This is a genomic window from Notoacmeibacter marinus (genome assembly GCF_002238045.1).
GTDB lineage: Bacteria > Pseudomonadota > Alphaproteobacteria > Rhizobiales > Rhizobiaceae > Notoacmeibacter > Notoacmeibacter marinus.
This window is the reverse complement of the sequence record NZ_NBYO01000001.1, coordinates 295,351-310,809: the sequence shown is the minus strand read 5'-3', so window position 1 is coordinate 310,809 and position 15,459 is coordinate 295,351. Positions and strand designations below refer to the sequence as shown.

The window sequence follows — 15,459 nt, the reverse complement described above, 5'->3', positions numbered from 1 at the left end:
AGAAGACCATGACCATCTACAGCGAGTTCAAGGAGTTCATCGCCAAGGGCAACGTCATCGATCTGGCGGTCGGCGTCATCGTCGGAACGGCCTTCAGCGGCATCGTCAAATCGCTGACCGACGACATCATCATGCCAATTGCCGGCGCGATCTTCGGCGGTTTCGACTTTTCCAACTATTTTCTGCCGCTGGCGGGCGGCGTCGAGGCCGGAACGCTGGACGCCGCCAGAGAGCAGGGGGCCGTTCTGGCCTATGGCAGCTTCATCACCGTCACGTTGAACTTCCTGATCCTGGCCTTCATCGTCTTTCTGATGGTCAAGGGCGTCAACAATCTGCGCAGGAAGGAAAACAAGGAGAAGGAAGTCGCCGCTTCCGCGCCGCCAGCCGACATTCAGCTCCTGACCGAGATCAGGGACGCGCTGGTTCGCGAGGAGGGAAGGCCGGGCGCCACCACCTGATTGCCGCTTGCTTTTGTCGCAACGCAGCACAATTGTTCCGGCGAACCCGAACGAACCGGCAAACGATGGAGTAGCGATCAATGGCAGGCGAGAAATCTCTGGACGGCAATGTTGCGGTGATCACCGGAGCGGGCTCGGGCATCGGGCGGGCTATTGCCATTGGCATGGCGGCCGAGGGCGCCAGAATCGCGATCTGCGACATCGACATGGACGGCGCGGAGCAAACGGCGTCCATGCTGAAGGAGAAGTACGGCACCGAAAGCTTGACCGTCCATATGGACGTGACCGATGAGAGTGCGGTCAATTCGGGCATGGACAGCGTCGCCGGGCATTTCGGGCGGATCGATACGCTGGTCGCCAATGCCGGCATCCAGATCGTCCATCTGATTGAAGATTTCCCTTACGAGCAGTTCCGCAAGGTGGTCCAGATTCATCTGGACGGCTCGTTCCTGACGACCAAGGCGGCGGTCAAGCATATGTATCCGCAAAAGAGCGGATCGCTGATCTATATGGGGTCGGTCCACAGCCACGAAGCGTCCACGCAGAAAGCGGCCTATGTGGCGGCCAAGCACGGCGTCCTCGGTCTCTCCCGCGTCATGGCGAAAGAGGGCGCGAAGCACGGCGTCCGCTCCAACGTCATCTGCCCCGGCTTCGTCAAGACACCGCTTGTCGAGCGCCAGATCCCTGAGCAGGCGAAGAATCTCGGCATTTCCGAGGAGAAAGTCGTCAACGAGATCATGCTCGGCAACACGGTGGATCAGGAGTTCACGACCATGGAGGACGTGGCCGACGTCGCGACGTTCCTGGCTTCGTTCCGTTCCAACGCGCTGACCGGTCAGTCCATCGTGGTCAGCCATGGTTGGTCCATGCGCTGACGAGGGACGGTCGAGCCAAACGGCAAAGCCAGATTGGTGATAGAGAGATTCGATTGAAACATGCGCTCGTCACGCTTGAAAATCTATGATCTTTTCGCCTACGCCTGAGGTCGGAGACCAAATTGGGGAGGGATCGCCATGAAGACGCGCGCAGCCGTTGCGTTCGAGGCCAAGAAGCCGCTCGAGATCGTCGAACTGGACCTTGACGGCCCGAAGGCCGGCGAAGTGCTGGTCGAGATCAAGGCGACGGGCATCTGCCACACCGACGCCTATACGCTCGACGGTTTCGACAGCGAGGGCATCTTTCCGTCGATCCTCGGCCATGAGGGCTGCGGCATCGTCCGCGAGGTCGGCCCCGGCGTGACCAGCGTCAAGGAAGGCGATCACGTCATTCCGCTCTACACGCCCGAATGCCGGCAGTGCAAAAGCTGCCTGTCGCAGAAGACCAATCTCTGCACCGCGATCCGCGCCACCCAGGGCAAGGGCGTCATGCCGGACGGCACGTCCCGCTTTTCCTACAAGGGCCAGACCGTCTACCACTATATGGGCTGCTCGACCTTCTCCAACTACACGGTTCTGCCGGAGATCGCGCTGGCGAAGATCCGCGAGGACGCCCCGTTCGATACCGCCTGCTATATTGGCTGCGGCGTCACGACCGGTGTCGGCGCGGTGGTCAATACGGCCAAGATCGAGCCGGGCGCGAATGTCGTGGTCTTCGGCCTCGGTGGCATCGGCCTGAACGTCGTGCAGGGCGCCAGAATGGTCGGTGCGAACCGCATTGTCGGCGTCGACCTCAACAACGACAAGAAGGAATGGGGCGAGAAGTTCGGCATGACCGACTTCGTCAATCCGAAAGAGATCGACGGGGACATTGTTGCCCATCTGGTCGAGATGCTGGATGGCGGCGCCGATTACACCTTCGACTGCACGGGCAACACCACCGTCATGCGCCAGGCCCTGGAAGCCTGCCATCGCGGCTGGGGCGTCTCCGTCGTGATCGGCGTGGCCGAAGCCGGCAAGGAAATCTCCACCCGCCCGTTCCAGCTCGTCACCGGCCGTGTCTGGAAAGGCACGGCCTTCGGCGGCGCGCGGGGCCGCACCGATGTGCCGCAGATCGTCGACTGGTATATGGACGGAAAGATCGCCATCGATCCGATGATCACCCACCGCCTCGACCTCGAAGACATCAATAGGGGCTTCGACCTGATGCATGAAGGCAAGTCGATCCGCGCCGTCGTGGTCTATTGAGGATGGCGGAGCGCGACACCCCGCTCCTGGCCGTTCTGATCGACGCCGACAACACCTCGCCCAAGGCGGCCAAGGCCATTTTCGTTGAAATCGCCACCTTGGGAGAAGCGGCCGTGCGCCGTCTCTACGGTGATTTTTCCTCGCCGCGGATGAAGGGCTGGCTGGATACGACGGCCAGTCTGGCGATTGTGCCCCACCAGCAATCCGCCAACACGACAGGCAAGAACGCATCGGATATCGCCCTGGTGATCGATGCCATGGACTTGCTGCACTCCAACCGTTTCGACGGGTTCGTTCTGGTCTCGTCGGATAGTGATTTCACGCGACTGGCAAGCCGTATCCGCGAGCAGGGACTGGATGTTTACGGCATCGGCGAGCGGAAGACGCCCGATGCGTTCCGCAATGCCTGCAAACGCTTCATCTTCATCGAGAATCTTCAGGCGAGCGCCGAAAGGCAGGATACCGGCGAGGCGACCCTCGACAACACATCCAAACAGATGCCGATGGAAGCGATACCATTGATCGAAGCCGCGATTTCCGCACTTGGCGAAGAATCGGACTGGCATCAATTGGGTCGTCTCGGCCAGCAATTGATCGCAAACCATCCTGATTTCGATTCGCGCAATTTCGGCAGCGGGAATCTCAGCGGGCTTCTCAAGCGAATCGACCGTTACGAAGTCGATTTGAAGTCGTCGCCTGCGCGAATGCGCAAAAGACCTGCAGACCAGAGTTCATCCCGCCAGCCTGCGAACAAAGCGAAGAAGACCTGATGCAGATCGTCAGCCAGAACCGCAGCCATGGCGGCACCCAATATGTTTGCCGCCACAATAGCAGCGAAACGAAGACGGAGATGATGTTCGCCGTCTTCGTCCCCGATCATGCGGAGGGCGCACTGCTGCCGGCCGTCTGGTATCTGTCGGGCCTCACCTGCACCCACGCCAATGTGATGGAAAAGGGCGAGTACCGGCGGGCCTGTGCCGAACTCGGCCTGATCTTCATCGCCCCGGACACGTCTCCGCGTGGTGAGGGCGTGCCGGACGATCCCGAAGGCGCCTACGATTTCGGGATCGGCGCCGGCTTCTATGTCGATGCGACCGAAGCGCCCTATGCGCAGAACTACCGCATGTGGTCCTATGTCACGAAGGAACTGCCGGTCGTCGTCGCCGAGCATTTTCCGATGGATGCGTCGAGCCAGTCGATCATGGGTCATTCCATGGGCGGGCACGGCGCGCTGACGATCGGTCTCAGCCATCCCGACCGGTTCAGGGCCGTGTCGGCCTTCGCGCCCATCGTCGCGCCGGGCGAAGTGCCGTGGGGGCAAAAGGCGCTGCCGGCCTATCTCGGCGATGACAGAACCGCCTGGCGCAAGCACGATGCGGTGGCGCTGATCGAGGACGGCGCGCGTGTGCCGGCTCTCTTCGTCGATCAGGGGGCGGACGACAATTTCCTGAAAGAGCAGCTGCAGCCCGAACGGCTGGCCGATGCCTGCCAGGCGGCCGGTATCGATCTGACCCTGCGCCTGCAGCCCGGCTACGATCACAGCTATTTCTTCATCTCGACCTTCATGGACGATCATCTGCGCTGGCACGCCCAGCGTTTTGCCGGCGTGTGAGCGCCGCGCGGCCATGGAGGGTCTGTCGCGGCAAGCCGCGCATGGCTAGGATGGCCGCAAGTCGAGCCGGTGTTGCAAAGCCGATCCGGCAGGCGCTGGCGGGTGCGGGTGGACCACGAGATGACAGGCAGTGAAGCAACCGTCCGGACCGAAGCCGGCCTCTGGCCTGCCACGCTAGCCAAGAGTACGCCGGCCATCGCGCTGAACGAGGACCTGAACGTCGATCTGGCGATCGTCGGCGGCGGGTTCACCGGCTGCGCCGCCGCGCTCGAAGCAGCGCGCCTCGGCGCGTCGGTCGCCGTTCTGGAAGCGCGCTCCATCGGTTATGGCGGGTCGGGCAGGAATGTCGGCCTCGTCAATGCGGGTCTTTGGCTGCCACCGGAAACGATCATCGCGCAGATGGGTGAAACGGACGGTCGCCGCCTGATCGATGCGCTTGCGGAAGGGCCGGACCGCGTCTTCGAGATTATCGCGCGCGAAGGGATCGATTGCGAGGCAACGCGCGCCGGCACGTTGCATCTGGCGCATTCGCCAGGTGGGCTGGCGGATCTGGAAAAGCGGCATCGGCAGGGCAACACGTTCGGCGCGGCGCTGCATCTTCTGGATGCAGAGCAAGCCCGCCAACGCACCGGATCGGACGCCTTTCACGGCGCGCTCTGGAACCCGAAGGCCGGAACGATCCAGCCGCTCGCCTATTGCCACGGCCTGGCGCGCGCGGCGCTTCGACGGGGCGCGATGATCTATTCCGATACGCCCGTCCGTTCAGCGGAATGGAACAGCGGCGCCTGGTCGGTGCAGGCCGGCGATCATACCGTGCGAGCCGGTGCGCTGCTGCAGGCGACGAACGCCTACGATACGGCATGGGCGGCGCAGGGCGCATCCCGCTATGTCCCAGTGAATTATTGCCAGTTCGCGACCCGGCCGCTTCCGGCCGAGCTTTTGGAAACGATTCTCCCGGGCAAAGAGGGTTGCTGGGACACGGCGTTGGTCATGTCGTCGATCCGGCTGGACCGCGCCGGGCGACTGATCGTCGGCGGTATGGGCTACGGGCAGGGGCCGGGCGGGCGCATCCATGGCGGCTGGGCGCGGCGGAAATTGAGGGCGCTCTATCCGGCTCTTGCCGACATGCCATTCGAGCACGAATGGAGCGGGCGGATCGCCATGACGGCGGACCATCTGCCGAAGGCGCTGGCGCTCGGGCCTTCCGGGCTCTCCATTTTCGGCTATTCGGGACGCGGCATCGCACCCGGAACGGTTCTGGGGGCAGCAGCGGCGCGCTATCTCCTGAACGGGAACGAAGCGGAATTGCCGCTGCCGCTCATCGAAGACTATTCTGAACGGATGACAAGCGCCAAAGCCGTTTATTACGAGTTCGGCGCTTCGGCGATGCACGCCATCGGCGCGCGCCTGCGACCAGCCCGGTGAACGTTTGTCGCCCGGCCGACGAAGCGCGGCTTGCCAGCTATTCCGCCGGCACGGGGCCGGGCTCGCGAAGGAAGGCGATGGCGAAGACGCCGACGCCGATGATCAAGGCGGCCAGAAGCAGCAGTCCGGACAGCCCGGTCGCGCTCAGGAACGCTGCGCCCAGCGCCGCGCCGAGACCGATCGCGGCGTTGAAGAGCGCCACGTAGATCGCCGACGCCTGAAGCGCATCCTGCCCTGCTTCCTTGAGAATCCAGGTCTGAAGTCCGACCAGGATGGCGGCAATGGCGCCGCCCCAGAGCATCAGAAGGACGCCAATACCCAGAACGCCGAGATAGGGCGCGCTCATTGCAAGCGCCAAAAGCGCGCCGCAGGTCAGAACGAGCGCGCTCGTCACGATGGCCTTTAGCCGCAGATCGATCATGGCGCCGGTCAGAACATTAGCGGCCAGCCCGGATGCGCCGAAGGCCAATAGCAGAGGGGCGACCACATGGCCGCTCACACCAGCCGGGCCGATGAGAAACGGCTCGATATAGGTGAAGGCCATGAAATGCGACGTGATCGCGAGAAGGGTCGCCAGAAAGATCTTCTGAAAACGACGATCCGCCAGAACGCGCAACAGCGCCTGCGCGCCGATTCCGCCACGTCCCGCCAGTCGCGGCACGGTCAGCCATATTGCCACGGCGACAAGCAGGGAAAGCGCGCCGATAATGGCGAAGGCCATCCGCCAGCCGGACGCGACACCGATGAAGTTGGCCATCGGAACGCCTAGAACGCTGGCGGCGGACACACCGCCGAATATGATCGATGTCGCCAGTCCGACATTCTTTTTCGGCACGATCTGCGCTCCCAATGTGCCGATCATCGCCCAGAACGCCCCATGGGCGAACGCGCCGACGATCCGTGCCGCCATAAGCGAGGCGAACCGGTCGGCAAACGCTGCGGCAACCCCCGATATGGCAAGGACCAGCATGAGACCGACCAGAAGCGGCCGGCGTGGCATGCCGCCAAGCCACACGGCGGATGCAATGGCGGCGCCGGCTGCGATCCAGGCGTAAAGGGTGACGATCAGGCCAACCTGGCCGGTTGGCACGCCCAGATCGTCACTGATTAACGAAAGCAGGCCGATGGGAGCGAGTTCCGCCGTCACAATGGCGAAGCTGCCTATACCGAGAGCGCAAACGGCGATCCATGAGCGCCAGTCGGCATCTGAGATGTTATCGTGCATATCGATAAACTCTTCCTTTGGGGGCTCAGGCGTCGGCCGCGGCGAACGCCTTCTTGGCGGAGGTGATGGCGTTCATGGCGGCGGGAACACCGGCATAAACCGCGACCTGGTAAACGATCTCGACGATCTCGGAACGTTTGACGCCGCAATTCATGGCGGCGCGCATATGGAAATCGAGCTGTCCAGGAGCAGTTCCCATCGCGCTGAGCATTGCGACCGTCAGCATTTCGCGCGTTCGAAGGTCGAGGCCATCCCGGCTGACGATATCGGCAAAGGCGAAGCCCAAAATCAGGTCGACCGCTTCCTCGTCGAACGCTTTCAGATTGGCGGTCACCCGGTTCGGCGCGCCCGATTCCAGCCGGTCCAGAAGAGCCAATGCCCGGCGCGTGCGCTCCTCGCTGTCACGCTGCATCCCGTTCATGCGTCCACACCCTTCATGCCTTCTTTGGTGTACCGCTCTCCCGCCACGGGCAGTCGTTCGACCGCAGATTCCAGTCGCTCGCATTCTCTTGCGCTCATGCGGATATTGGCCGCCGCAGCGTTTTCTTCGAGATAGGTCAACTGCTTGGTACCGGGGATGGGAACGATGTCGTCGCCCTTGGCGAGTAGCCAGGCCAGGGAGATCTGCGCGGGTGTGCAGCCTTTCTCCGCGGCCATATCGGCAATGACGTCGGCAATCCGCCGGTTCTTGCTGATCGCCTCACGCTCGAAACGCGGCAGCGCGGCGCGAAAATCGCCGCTCTCGAAATCATGATCGCTCTGGAAGCGCCCGGTGAGAAAGCCGCGGCCGAGCGGCGAATAGGGAACGAAGCCGATTCCCAGCTCACGGCAAGTCGGCAGGATGTCGGCTTCGACGTGGCGGGACCATAGCGAATACTCGGTCTGAACGGCTGTGACGGGATGAACGGCGTGGGCACGTCGCAGCGTATCCGCGCTGACCTCGCACAGCCCGATTCTTGCGATCTTGCCTTCCTCGACCAGGGCGGCGAGGCCTTCCATCGTCGCCTCTATCGGCTGACCGCCATTGACGCGATGAACGTAATACAGATCGATACAATCGATCCCGAGCCGCCGCAGCGAGGCTTCGCATGCCTTGCGGGCATAGGCGGCGCTATTGTCCAGTTGGCGTTTGTATTCGCCGGCTTTGCGGACGATGCCGAATTTCGTGGCGATCTTGATGGGAGCGCTGGTCGTCCGCAAAAACGCGCCGAGCAGCTCCTCATTGTGATGGGGGCCGTACATGTCGGCGGTATCGAAGAAATCGATGCCCAGTTCGGCGGCGCGGGCCAGCACGTCCATCGACTCTTCATCGTCCCGCGGGCCGTAAAATTCGCTCATGCCCATGCAGCCCAGGCCGATGGCTGAGACCGTCAGGTCCTGTCCGAGTGTGCGTTTTTTCATGCTTGTCCTCCTTGTCTCAGCGCAGGAGAAGGTGGCACATTCTAAAAATGAAAGAATTAGACAAATCCGATAACGTGATTTCCGTTTCTGAAAAATCAGGCCGCAACAATCTCGTTTGGGACGACGCCCGGTCTTTTCTTGCCGTTGCGCGTTACGGCACGCTCAGCGCAGCCGCACAAACATTGAATATCGGCATTGCGACGCTGTCGCGCCGGATCGACCGACTGGAAGCGGCATTGGATGTACCGCTCTTCGTTCGGCAGCAATCGGGCTATCAGTTGACCGAGGATGGGGCCGAACTGGTGGAGAAGGCCGAAGCTCTCGAAGAGGCGGCCCGCGCCTTGGGCGCCAGCGTCAACCATCACCCCTATCTGACCGGCAAGGTACGGCTCGCGACCGCTGAAAATCTGGCAACGACATTGATCCTGCCGGCATTGCCAGAGTTTCGAAAGCTCCATCCCAGGCTCATGGTCGAGATCGTCACCGATATCACGGCCGTCAACGTTCATCGGCGGGACGCCGACCTTGCCGTCAGAATGGTCAAGCCCACCCGTGGCAACGTTGCGATCCGGCGTCTTGGCACATTGGGATACGGGCTTTACGCAAGCAGCGACTATCTTGCGACGCGACAGGCGGATAGCGATCGCGGCAATTACGAGTCCGACAGTTTCGTCAGCTGGGGGGAGGTTCAGGCCCATCTTCCTGCGGCCCAGTGGGTGGAGCGCATACTGCGTGGGCGCCAGCCCGTGATCACCACGACGTCGCTTTCGACTCAAATTGCAGCAACGGCAGCGGGGCTCGGATTGGCCGTGATCCCCCACTTCCTGGCGGAAGGAGCTGGGTTGACCTGTGTCGACGCCGATATCGGCATCGATCAGCCGATTTATCTGGTCATCCAGTCCGATCTTGCGCAAGCGCGGCGCACACGCGTCATGGCGGATTTCCTGAGCGATCTGATCATCGCAAACCGCTCCAGACTTCAGGGACATTGAAGCCGTTTCGGATGCGGTCGGGCGATCCGAAGAAGCGATCATTTTCCAAAATTGAAAAACGTCTTTGCGTTATTGGTTAAAGATTCCGATTCAGGAAAATGGCAACCTTGCCTCGTAACCCGCTCGCGGCCGCAACCCTTTGATAGAATGAGGGGCGGCACGCCGTACCGATAGATGGAGACTGGCATGGCTGCAGACATTCTCATGATATCAAGATTTCCCACCAAGACCGGTAAGGCCGAAATTCTGGCGACCGATCTGGAAGTATCGGCAGATGCACGCGTTTTCGTTGCACTCGATGACGACGAAGTGGTCCTGCTGGAGCCGCTCGATTCGGATACGGCACTTGGCGTTCTACAGAAAACTCTGGCGCCACAACTGAAGCGATATGCGCAATATCTCGCCGGCGACGTAAAGCGCGAAGTGCTGCATTTCGTCGAGGCGCCGAAAGCCTGCAAAACGAGCCTGCCCGATACGCCTTATCTTCAACTGCGCCATGTCGAGGTCAAGCCTGACCAGATGGACGCCTATCGACAGTGGCGGGACGAAACGATCTTCGACGTGGTTCGCAGCGCCGATGAGGTTGAGACGTTCCTGGCCTACCATTCGGTGATCAGTGGTCAGCCCGGGGTCATGTTCGTTTCCGGCTTTTCGACCGATCCGGACCGCTACGGCGCCGTGTTTTCGTCCGAACGCTACCGCACCATCGTGCAGCAGGCTGGCGACCAGTACATCACTGGAGGAACCGACGGTCTTTATACGAAAATCTACGCGGAAACCGCCAAACGCGCGGCCTGAAATCTCAGATCTTCAAAGGACATGTGTCATGACTTCCAATACGTTGGTCATTGTCGCTGACAAATTTGCAGAGTTTACGAGTTCCAAGCGTGCGGTCACGCTCAGCCAGATGCTCACCATGCTGGAGTTGCCCGAGCAGGTGTTGCCCGGCCCGATCCGCCTGTTCGCGGGCCAGGGCGTGCCGGACTCTGACATCGCCGATCTGGTCCGCCGTATCGATGCGTTTGACCCGACCGGCAAAAGGTGGGACGCGGCCGATCTCAGGACCCTGCCGGATCGCGCCGAACCGGCTCTGTCGCATAAGAAGAATCCCTGTAATACCCTGATTGGCGTGCCGGTACGTGCGGCGGACGACACCTTCCATGTCGATATCTGCATCGATGAGAAATGCGAGCTGATGGGCGACCATCAGACCGGCCAGCATGTTCAGGGCATGTTGCTGGTGGAAGCGGGACGGCAGGCTTTCCTAGCCGTCACGGAAAAATTCTTCATGGATGGCGTGAACGAGAAGACGTACTTCGTCATCAAGTCCATCACCACGGAATTCCTGGGCTTTGTCTTTCCCCTGCCGGCCCACATCGAATACCGCGTTCTGACCAAGGACATCAACGAAAGGCGGCGTAAGTTCGAAGTCGAGATGCTGCTTTACCAAGGCGGTGAGGCCAGAACCCGGATCGGCTGCGCCTTCACCGTCTTCCCCCATCAGGTGATTTCGGAAAGGGAAGCGGCGCTGGCCATTTCCGCAACCCAGTTCGCTTTGCAGGGCCAGAGCGACGGCGCCAAACCGGCGCGCGTGGCCTGACCGACCGCCTTACGGACCGGGTGCGCCCTCTTCGCGCACCCGGCTATCTTCGGAAGATATCCATGAGCCGTCACGAATACACATTCGATCTCACCACGCAGGGTCCGCTCTATCCACCGAGTGAAGTGATGGATGAGAACGGCAATTTCATTGTGATCGGTGCGATCAACGATCGGGATGCGACCGGAGGCGTGAAGACCGAATGGGGTGGCGCGATCGTGGCCGCCAGCAGCGACGTGCCGCCGTTCGGCGACAGAGCGCCCTACGACATGGTCGAGCGCTTCTGCCCCGACAAGCCATTGCCGGAACGGCTCGCCAGCAAGGTTCTGCATACTCTGCCATTGCCGCTGCCATGTTCGAACTATCCGATGGTATTTGCACCCGAGCAGTTCCCGGACGCCAATTCCGACTGCCGGCCGAGCTATCCGTTTCATCGAGCGCCGATCCCCGATTTTCTGCCGGAGCACGGGCGGCAATTGCGAAAGCCGGTCACGCTGGGCCAATGGGCCGCGGCGCGGGGAACCTTGAATGTGACATTGGAGGATGGCGACCGCGCCGCGGGCTTCGTCTGCGAGTTCGAAAACCTGCTGCCGCGTTCGCTTTATACGATCATGACATTGCGCGCGCATGATCTCGACCCGGAAGGCCCGACACGACCGGGACCGCTCGGCATCCCCAATGTCTTCGTGACGGACGATTCCGGTCATGCGCGCTTTGCCGCCACGCTGCCCGATCCCTTTCCACCGTCTAGCCGGGCGGGCGCCAACCGCGTCATCAATATCGTCGTTCTTTGGATGAGCAGCCAGATGAACTACGGCGGTGCGATCGGACGCTACGGGTTGGGCGGCGACATTCATGCACAACTGAAATTTCGGACGCCGATGTTTCAGAACCTTGAAACGAAAGCGTAATTCTCTTCATTACTCAGCGAGGACAAGACGATGCCAGTTATCCAGATCTCCACCTTCAAGATCGCCGATCAGCAGAAGGCGGAAGACTTGCTGACCGAAGTCACTGCCGCGATGCATCGTGTAACGGGCGTGCCGCTCGACAAGATCAGTGCCTTCCTGACGGAGGTGGAGCCCTCCCGCTGGGCCGATGCCGGCGTTGTCGGTAGTCATCCGGAATTTCCCTCGCGCAGCCGGCGCATGAGCTACGAGGAGGATGTGGCCTGATGAACCGTTCGAGCCGGCGTTTCGCATTCTTCGATGTTGACGATACCCTGATCCACATCAAGAGCATGTTCGACTTCTTCCGGTTCTGGACGCTCGATTGGCTCGAAGACCCGGACCGCCTCGCGCTGTTCGAAGCCGATTTTGCCTGGAGACGGAGGGCGGGCCAGCCACGTGAAGACCTGAACCGCGCCTATTATCGCTATTTCAAGAACCTCGAGCCGGATCGGCTGACCGAGGCCGGGCAGGCATGGGCAGCGCGTTGGCTGGCTGCGCCGGACCGGCTCTTCGTCGCTTCGGCCGTGTCCGAACTCAGGCGCTTGCAAGGGGAGGGTGTCGAAGCCGTCTTTGTTTCCGGCTCCTTCGACGCGGTTCTGCAGCCCCTGGCCGATCAACTGGACGTGACGCATAGCCTTGCGACCACTCTTCTGATCGGACATGACGGTCGCTTTTCAGGAGAAATTGGCGAACCGCAGACCATTGGCGCGGGTAAGGCTGATGCGGTCAGGGCGTTTCTGGCGCATCACGAGGCGGACGCTTCCCTGTGTTATGCCTTCGGAGACGACATGTCCGATCTGCCCATGCTGAGATCTGTCGGCACGCCGGTAGTGGTCGGCTCCGATTCGCCATTGGCCCGACATGCGACTTCGCAGAGTTGGAAGACGCTCTCTGCCGCCTGAATTTGGGCGCGCCGACCTGCCGGAGACGCGGAACGGCGATGCCGATCCGCATCGGCTCGCTGTGGATCGGGCCTTGTGTATCTGTGCGAAACGGACACATTCACGGACGCGCCAACATCCAGGAACTTCCAAGGCCTCGCACGACATCTTGCAAATGTGCGATACGTCTTCGAAAAGATGGTGCGCCTACAGGGAGATAGTTCGAACTCCCAAGGCGACGATCTCTTTGAAACTTTAGCGGAATGGAACGCCTATCTCAAAGCCGAAAATGTCGATCTTCCGAAACCGCCCCCAGTTAAGAAACGTCATGTTCGACGGGGGCCGTCGCTATGAAGACAGTTGCTCTCCAAAACACAGATGCGTCTCTCCCAGGTGAATTTCACCTTGCGGCACGGAAGTCAAATTCATCACACAAATCTGCGCCGCGCATCACGATCCGGCTGACGCCTGAAGAGCATGCCAAACTGACCGATGCTGCCAAGGGCGTGTCGATCAGCGCCTATATCCGCAAGCAGCTCTTCGGCGATGGGGCTTCGCTCCGCAAAACACGCGCCCGCGTGCCGGTGAAAGACCAGGCGGCCCTGGCTCAGATTCTCGGCAAGCTGGGACAGAGCCGTATCGCCAATAACCTCAATCAAATCGCCTATCAGGCCAATTGCGGCTCGTTGATGATGGACCCGCAGACCGAAGAGGAAATCAAGCTCGCCTGCGCTAAAATCGCCTGGATGCGGGTGCAACTGATCGAAGCGCTGGGGCTGAGAGCCAAGGGACAATGATCCTGAAAGGCAATCAACGGGCCGGGGCAAGCGAACTGGCGGCGCATCTGCTCAATCTCCGGGACAATGATCATGTCACTGTGCATGAACTGCGCGGCTTTGTCGCCGGGGATTTGGAAGGCGCTTTCAACGAAGCCTATGCGGTCAGCCGGGGGACGAAGTGCCGGCAGTTCCTGTTCTCGCTCAGCCTTAACCCGCCGGAGACAGCGGATGTACCGGTCGAGGCGTTTGAACGCGCCATCTCTAGAATCGAAAACCGCCTCAAGCTATCCGGCCAGCCGCGCGCAATCATCTTCCATGAAAAGAACGGCCGGCGGCACGCGCATTGCGTCTGGTCGCGGATTGATACCGACGCGATGATCGCAATCAACCTGCCGCATTACAAGATGAAGCTGCGCGATATCGCCCGCGCTCTATATCATGAGCATCAATGGGAGATGCCGCCGGGGCTTGTCCATGCAAAGGATCGCGATCCGCTGAATCTTGCCCGCCAGGAATGGCAACAGGCGCTGCGGGTGGAGAAAAATCCGCGCAAACTCAAACAGCTCTTCCTCAGCTCCTGGGAAACATCCGATAGCCGCGCGTCGTTTGAAGCCGCCTTAAGCGATCAGGGGTTCTACCTCGCCAGGGGCGATCGCCGGGGCTATATCGCCGTGGACAGGCGCGGCGAAGTCTATTCGCTCTCGCGCTGGACCGGCAGGAAGACCAACGAGCTAAAGGCCAGACTCGGCCCCGCTGCCGGACTTCGGTCGATTGAGGAGACGAAAAACCTGATCGCGGAGCACCTCAGCGATACAGCGACGGAGATTCAGGCCGCCGCACAGAAACGAAAGGCGGACCGGCGGGCACGCTATCAGGCCGCACGCGCTGAACTGGTGGAAAGACAGCGCCTGCAACGCCGGCAGCTGGCGAAAAGGCAAGGCCGGCGCGCTTCTATCGAACGCAAAGAACGCCAGGCAAGGATGCCGACCGGTCTCAGAGCTTTGTGGTCGCGCCTCACCGGCGCTTACAAGGCGCTTCAGAAGGAAATTGAACAGGAAGCTGCGGCCTGCAACCAGCGCGATCAGCTGGAACAGACTGAACTGATTTGGAAGCAGTTGCGGGAGCGGCGGGACCTGAAAGAACGGCTGCGCCGGCAGGATCGAAAACCGCCCGAGGGGCTTGAAGCGCTGTTCGCCGAAATTCAGACGCGCCAGAGTCAATTGCGGGACGCACATATGTCGGAAACACGCAAGCTGAGCCGCCGAAGGCGTCCTTCATAAAGTCACCGCAGTTGCTGCCGAGTCCGTCGGGTACCAGCCTGCCTTACTCTTAGCGCTGCCTCCTGTCGGTTCTGCCCAGCCGGTCGGCTTGGTTTGGTTCGCCTTCAAACTTCCTCCCTCTCATTTGTTTCGTCCGCAGGCCCTGTATCTAAGGCCATCAAAGCGTCCTTGCCGGCTCTCATGGCCGCAAGCGCTATAGCGCTCCTTCTCTGACGTTTCGGCCCTGCAAGGGTGCAGCCCGCCGCCAAGCCCGCAATCTCTCCGGCTTTCAGGGCGCTCCAAGCGGCCGCAACAAACGAAACGGAGGACAAGATGAGAGTATTCACCCAAGCCGAACTAAACCGCATGAGCCGGGCGGAACTCATGGCGCTGCAACAGAAAATCCTTCAAATATTACCTGACATGGCGGACGGATCAGCGGAGTTTCGGACCGCATATGCCAATTTGCAAGCAACTCGCAAAGCGATAGAAATTCGTTTTACATTAGAGTTTCATTAGAAGACTACATATCTTGCGGGTATATTTCTTTTTTTCACTTGACTCTATAAGTTATTAGTATATTTATATACTTTTACGCAACTTTATATATTATTAGTTATTTCGCAGATGAACTTAAGAGATATATTCAATAAGGATCGATTGTATACGACAGCTCTTTTTTCCTTCGCCAATACATGTATTATTGGAGGTGGAGTGATGATGTTTGACGCGCCGGCATCCATTATCCCGTATT

General features: G+C 60.5%; 18 protein-coding genes. 15 read left to right on the top strand and 3 right to left on the bottom strand.

Annotation, left to right across the window (positions count from 1 at the left end; translation table 11 throughout):
- The first annotated feature begins 14 nt into the window (after positions 1–14).
- From mscL to B7H23_RS01425, 6 genes are all read left to right on the top strand, one after another.
- Entirely contained in the window at positions 15–458 is a 444-nt protein-coding gene (gene mscL / locus B7H23_RS01450; protein WP_094076799.1) for a large conductance mechanosensitive channel protein MscL, read from the top strand.
- 80 nt (positions 459–538) lie between these two features.
- Complete coding sequence (locus tag B7H23_RS01445; RefSeq protein WP_094075629.1) at positions 539–1,333, top strand: 3-hydroxybutyrate dehydrogenase; 795 nt, start codon at positions 539–541, stop codon at positions 1,331–1,333.
- 138 nt (positions 1,334–1,471) lie between these two features.
- Positions 1,472–2,581 (top strand): S-(hydroxymethyl)glutathione dehydrogenase/class III alcohol dehydrogenase, encoded by a 1,110-nt coding sequence (locus tag B7H23_RS01440; RefSeq protein ID WP_094075628.1) that lies wholly within the window; start codon positions 1,472–1,474, stop codon positions 2,579–2,581.
- A gap of 2 nt (positions 2,582–2,583) precedes the next feature.
- The gene (locus tag B7H23_RS01435) at positions 2,584–3,351 is read left to right on the top strand and encodes an NYN domain-containing protein (RefSeq protein WP_094075627.1); all 768 of its coding nucleotides are present in this window, start codon (positions 2,584–2,586) and stop codon (positions 3,349–3,351) included.
- Positions 3,351–4,193, top strand: coding sequence for an S-formylglutathione hydrolase (gene fghA, locus B7H23_RS01430; protein WP_094075626.1), 843 nt, complete (start codon positions 3,351–3,353; stop codon positions 4,191–4,193). Before B7H23_RS01435 ends, fghA begins: the two co-directional genes overlap by 1 nt.
- A 120-nt stretch (positions 4,194–4,313) precedes the next feature.
- Positions 4,314–5,618, top strand: a complete 1,305-nt coding sequence (locus tag B7H23_RS01425; RefSeq protein ID WP_094076798.1) for an NAD(P)/FAD-dependent oxidoreductase — start codon at positions 4,314–4,316, stop codon at positions 5,616–5,618.
- A gap of 37 nt (positions 5,619–5,655) precedes the next feature.
- Here the strand turns inward: B7H23_RS01425 and B7H23_RS01420 are convergent, their stop codons facing one another.
- The 3 genes from B7H23_RS01420 to B7H23_RS01410 are packed head-to-tail and all read right to left on the bottom strand — an operon-like array spanning position 5,656 to position 8,244.
- A complete protein-coding gene (locus tag B7H23_RS01420; protein ID WP_094075625.1) occupies positions 5,656–6,843 on the bottom strand; it encodes an MFS transporter in 1,188 nt (395 codons plus the stop codon).
- A gap of 25 nt (positions 6,844–6,868) precedes the next feature.
- Positions 6,869–7,264 carry a carboxymuconolactone decarboxylase family protein gene (locus B7H23_RS01415; protein WP_094075624.1) on the bottom strand — a complete coding sequence of 132 codons (396 nt, stop codon included), beginning with the start codon at positions 7,262–7,264 and terminating at the stop codon, positions 6,869–6,871.
- Entirely contained in the window at positions 7,261–8,244 is a 984-nt protein-coding gene (locus B7H23_RS01410; RefSeq protein WP_094075623.1) for an aldo/keto reductase, read from the bottom strand. The genes B7H23_RS01415 and B7H23_RS01410 overlap by 4 nt, the downstream gene beginning before the upstream one ends.
- Before the next feature lie 47 nt (positions 8,245–8,291).
- Between B7H23_RS01410 and B7H23_RS01405 the strand changes: the two genes are divergently transcribed.
- The 9 genes from B7H23_RS01405 to B7H23_RS15800 all read left to right on the top strand — a co-directional run bounded on the left by B7H23_RS01405 (position 8,292) and on the right by B7H23_RS15800 (position 15,224).
- Entirely contained in the window at positions 8,292–9,236 is a 945-nt protein-coding gene (locus B7H23_RS01405; RefSeq protein WP_094075622.1) for a LysR family transcriptional regulator, read from the top strand.
- A 186-nt stretch (positions 9,237–9,422) separates the two neighbouring features.
- The gene (locus B7H23_RS01400; protein ID WP_094076797.1) at positions 9,423–10,034 is read left to right on the top strand and encodes a hypothetical protein; all 612 of its coding nucleotides are present in this window, start codon (positions 9,423–9,425) and stop codon (positions 10,032–10,034) included.
- 28 nt (positions 10,035–10,062) lie between these two features.
- Entirely contained in the window at positions 10,063–10,836 is a 774-nt protein-coding gene (locus tag B7H23_RS01395; protein WP_094075621.1) for an AfsA-related hotdog domain-containing protein, read from the top strand.
- A 62-nt stretch (positions 10,837–10,898) separates the two neighbouring features.
- A complete protein-coding gene (locus B7H23_RS01390) occupies positions 10,899–11,747 on the top strand; it encodes a hypothetical protein (protein WP_173861866.1) in 849 nt (282 codons plus the stop codon).
- A 30-nt stretch (positions 11,748–11,777) separates the two neighbouring features.
- Positions 11,778–12,011: a tautomerase family protein gene (locus B7H23_RS01385; protein WP_094075620.1), complete on the top strand. Its 234-nt coding sequence runs from the start codon at positions 11,778–11,780 to the stop codon at positions 12,009–12,011.
- Complete coding sequence (locus tag B7H23_RS01380; protein WP_094075619.1) at positions 12,011–12,688, top strand: HAD family hydrolase; 678 nt, start codon at positions 12,011–12,013, stop codon at positions 12,686–12,688. The genes B7H23_RS01385 and B7H23_RS01380 overlap by 1 nt, the downstream gene beginning before the upstream one ends.
- A gap of 329 nt (positions 12,689–13,017) precedes the next feature.
- Positions 13,018–13,464 carry a plasmid mobilization protein gene (locus tag B7H23_RS01375; protein WP_143534706.1) on the top strand — a complete coding sequence of 149 codons (447 nt, stop codon included), beginning with the start codon at positions 13,018–13,020 and terminating at the stop codon, positions 13,462–13,464.
- Positions 13,461–14,726 carry a relaxase/mobilization nuclease domain-containing protein gene (locus tag B7H23_RS01370; RefSeq protein WP_094075618.1) on the top strand — a complete coding sequence of 422 codons (1,266 nt, stop codon included), beginning with the start codon at positions 13,461–13,463 and terminating at the stop codon, positions 14,724–14,726. The genes B7H23_RS01375 and B7H23_RS01370 overlap by 4 nt, the downstream gene beginning before the upstream one ends.
- 312 nt (positions 14,727–15,038) lie before the next feature.
- A complete protein-coding gene (locus tag B7H23_RS15800) occupies positions 15,039–15,224 on the top strand; it encodes a hypothetical protein (protein ID WP_143534705.1) in 186 nt (61 codons plus the stop codon).
- Positions 15,225–15,459: the final 235 nt, after the last annotated feature.

Coding starts and splice junctions, on each gene's coding strand:
- B7H23_RS01390 (WP_173861866.1), top strand. CDS start 10,899: ATGAGCCGTCACGAATACACATTCGATCTCACCACGCAGGGTCCGCTC.
- B7H23_RS01420 (WP_094075625.1), bottom strand. CDS start 6,843: ATGCACGATAACATCTCAGATGCCGACTGGCGCTCATGGATCGCCGTT.
- B7H23_RS01440 (WP_094075628.1), top strand. CDS start 1,472: ATGAAGACGCGCGCAGCCGTTGCGTTCGAGGCCAAGAAGCCGCTCGAG.
- B7H23_RS01425 (WP_094076798.1), top strand. CDS start 4,314: ATGACAGGCAGTGAAGCAACCGTCCGGACCGAAGCCGGCCTCTGGCCT.
- B7H23_RS01370 (WP_094075618.1), top strand. CDS start 13,461: ATGATCCTGAAAGGCAATCAACGGGCCGGGGCAAGCGAACTGGCGGCG.
- B7H23_RS15800 (WP_143534705.1), top strand. CDS start 15,039: ATGAGAGTATTCACCCAAGCCGAACTAAACCGCATGAGCCGGGCGGAA.
- B7H23_RS01380 (WP_094075619.1), top strand. CDS start 12,011: ATGAACCGTTCGAGCCGGCGTTTCGCATTCTTCGATGTTGACGATACC.
- B7H23_RS01410 (WP_094075623.1), bottom strand. CDS start 8,244: ATGAAAAAACGCACACTCGGACAGGACCTGACGGTCTCAGCCATCGGC.
- B7H23_RS01395 (WP_094075621.1), top strand. CDS start 10,063: ATGACTTCCAATACGTTGGTCATTGTCGCTGACAAATTTGCAGAGTTT.
- fghA (WP_094075626.1), top strand. CDS start 3,351: ATGCAGATCGTCAGCCAGAACCGCAGCCATGGCGGCACCCAATATGTT.
- B7H23_RS01405 (WP_094075622.1), top strand. CDS start 8,292: ATGAAAGAATTAGACAAATCCGATAACGTGATTTCCGTTTCTGAAAAA.
- B7H23_RS01375 (WP_143534706.1), top strand. CDS start 13,018: ATGAAGACAGTTGCTCTCCAAAACACAGATGCGTCTCTCCCAGGTGAA.
- B7H23_RS01435 (WP_094075627.1), top strand. CDS start 2,584: ATGGCGGAGCGCGACACCCCGCTCCTGGCCGTTCTGATCGACGCCGAC.
- B7H23_RS01400 (WP_094076797.1), top strand. CDS start 9,423: ATGGCTGCAGACATTCTCATGATATCAAGATTTCCCACCAAGACCGGT.
- B7H23_RS01385 (WP_094075620.1), top strand. CDS start 11,778: ATGCCAGTTATCCAGATCTCCACCTTCAAGATCGCCGATCAGCAGAAG.
- B7H23_RS01415 (WP_094075624.1), bottom strand. CDS start 7,264: ATGAACGGGATGCAGCGTGACAGCGAGGAGCGCACGCGCCGGGCATTG.
- B7H23_RS01445 (WP_094075629.1), top strand. CDS start 539: ATGGCAGGCGAGAAATCTCTGGACGGCAATGTTGCGGTGATCACCGGA.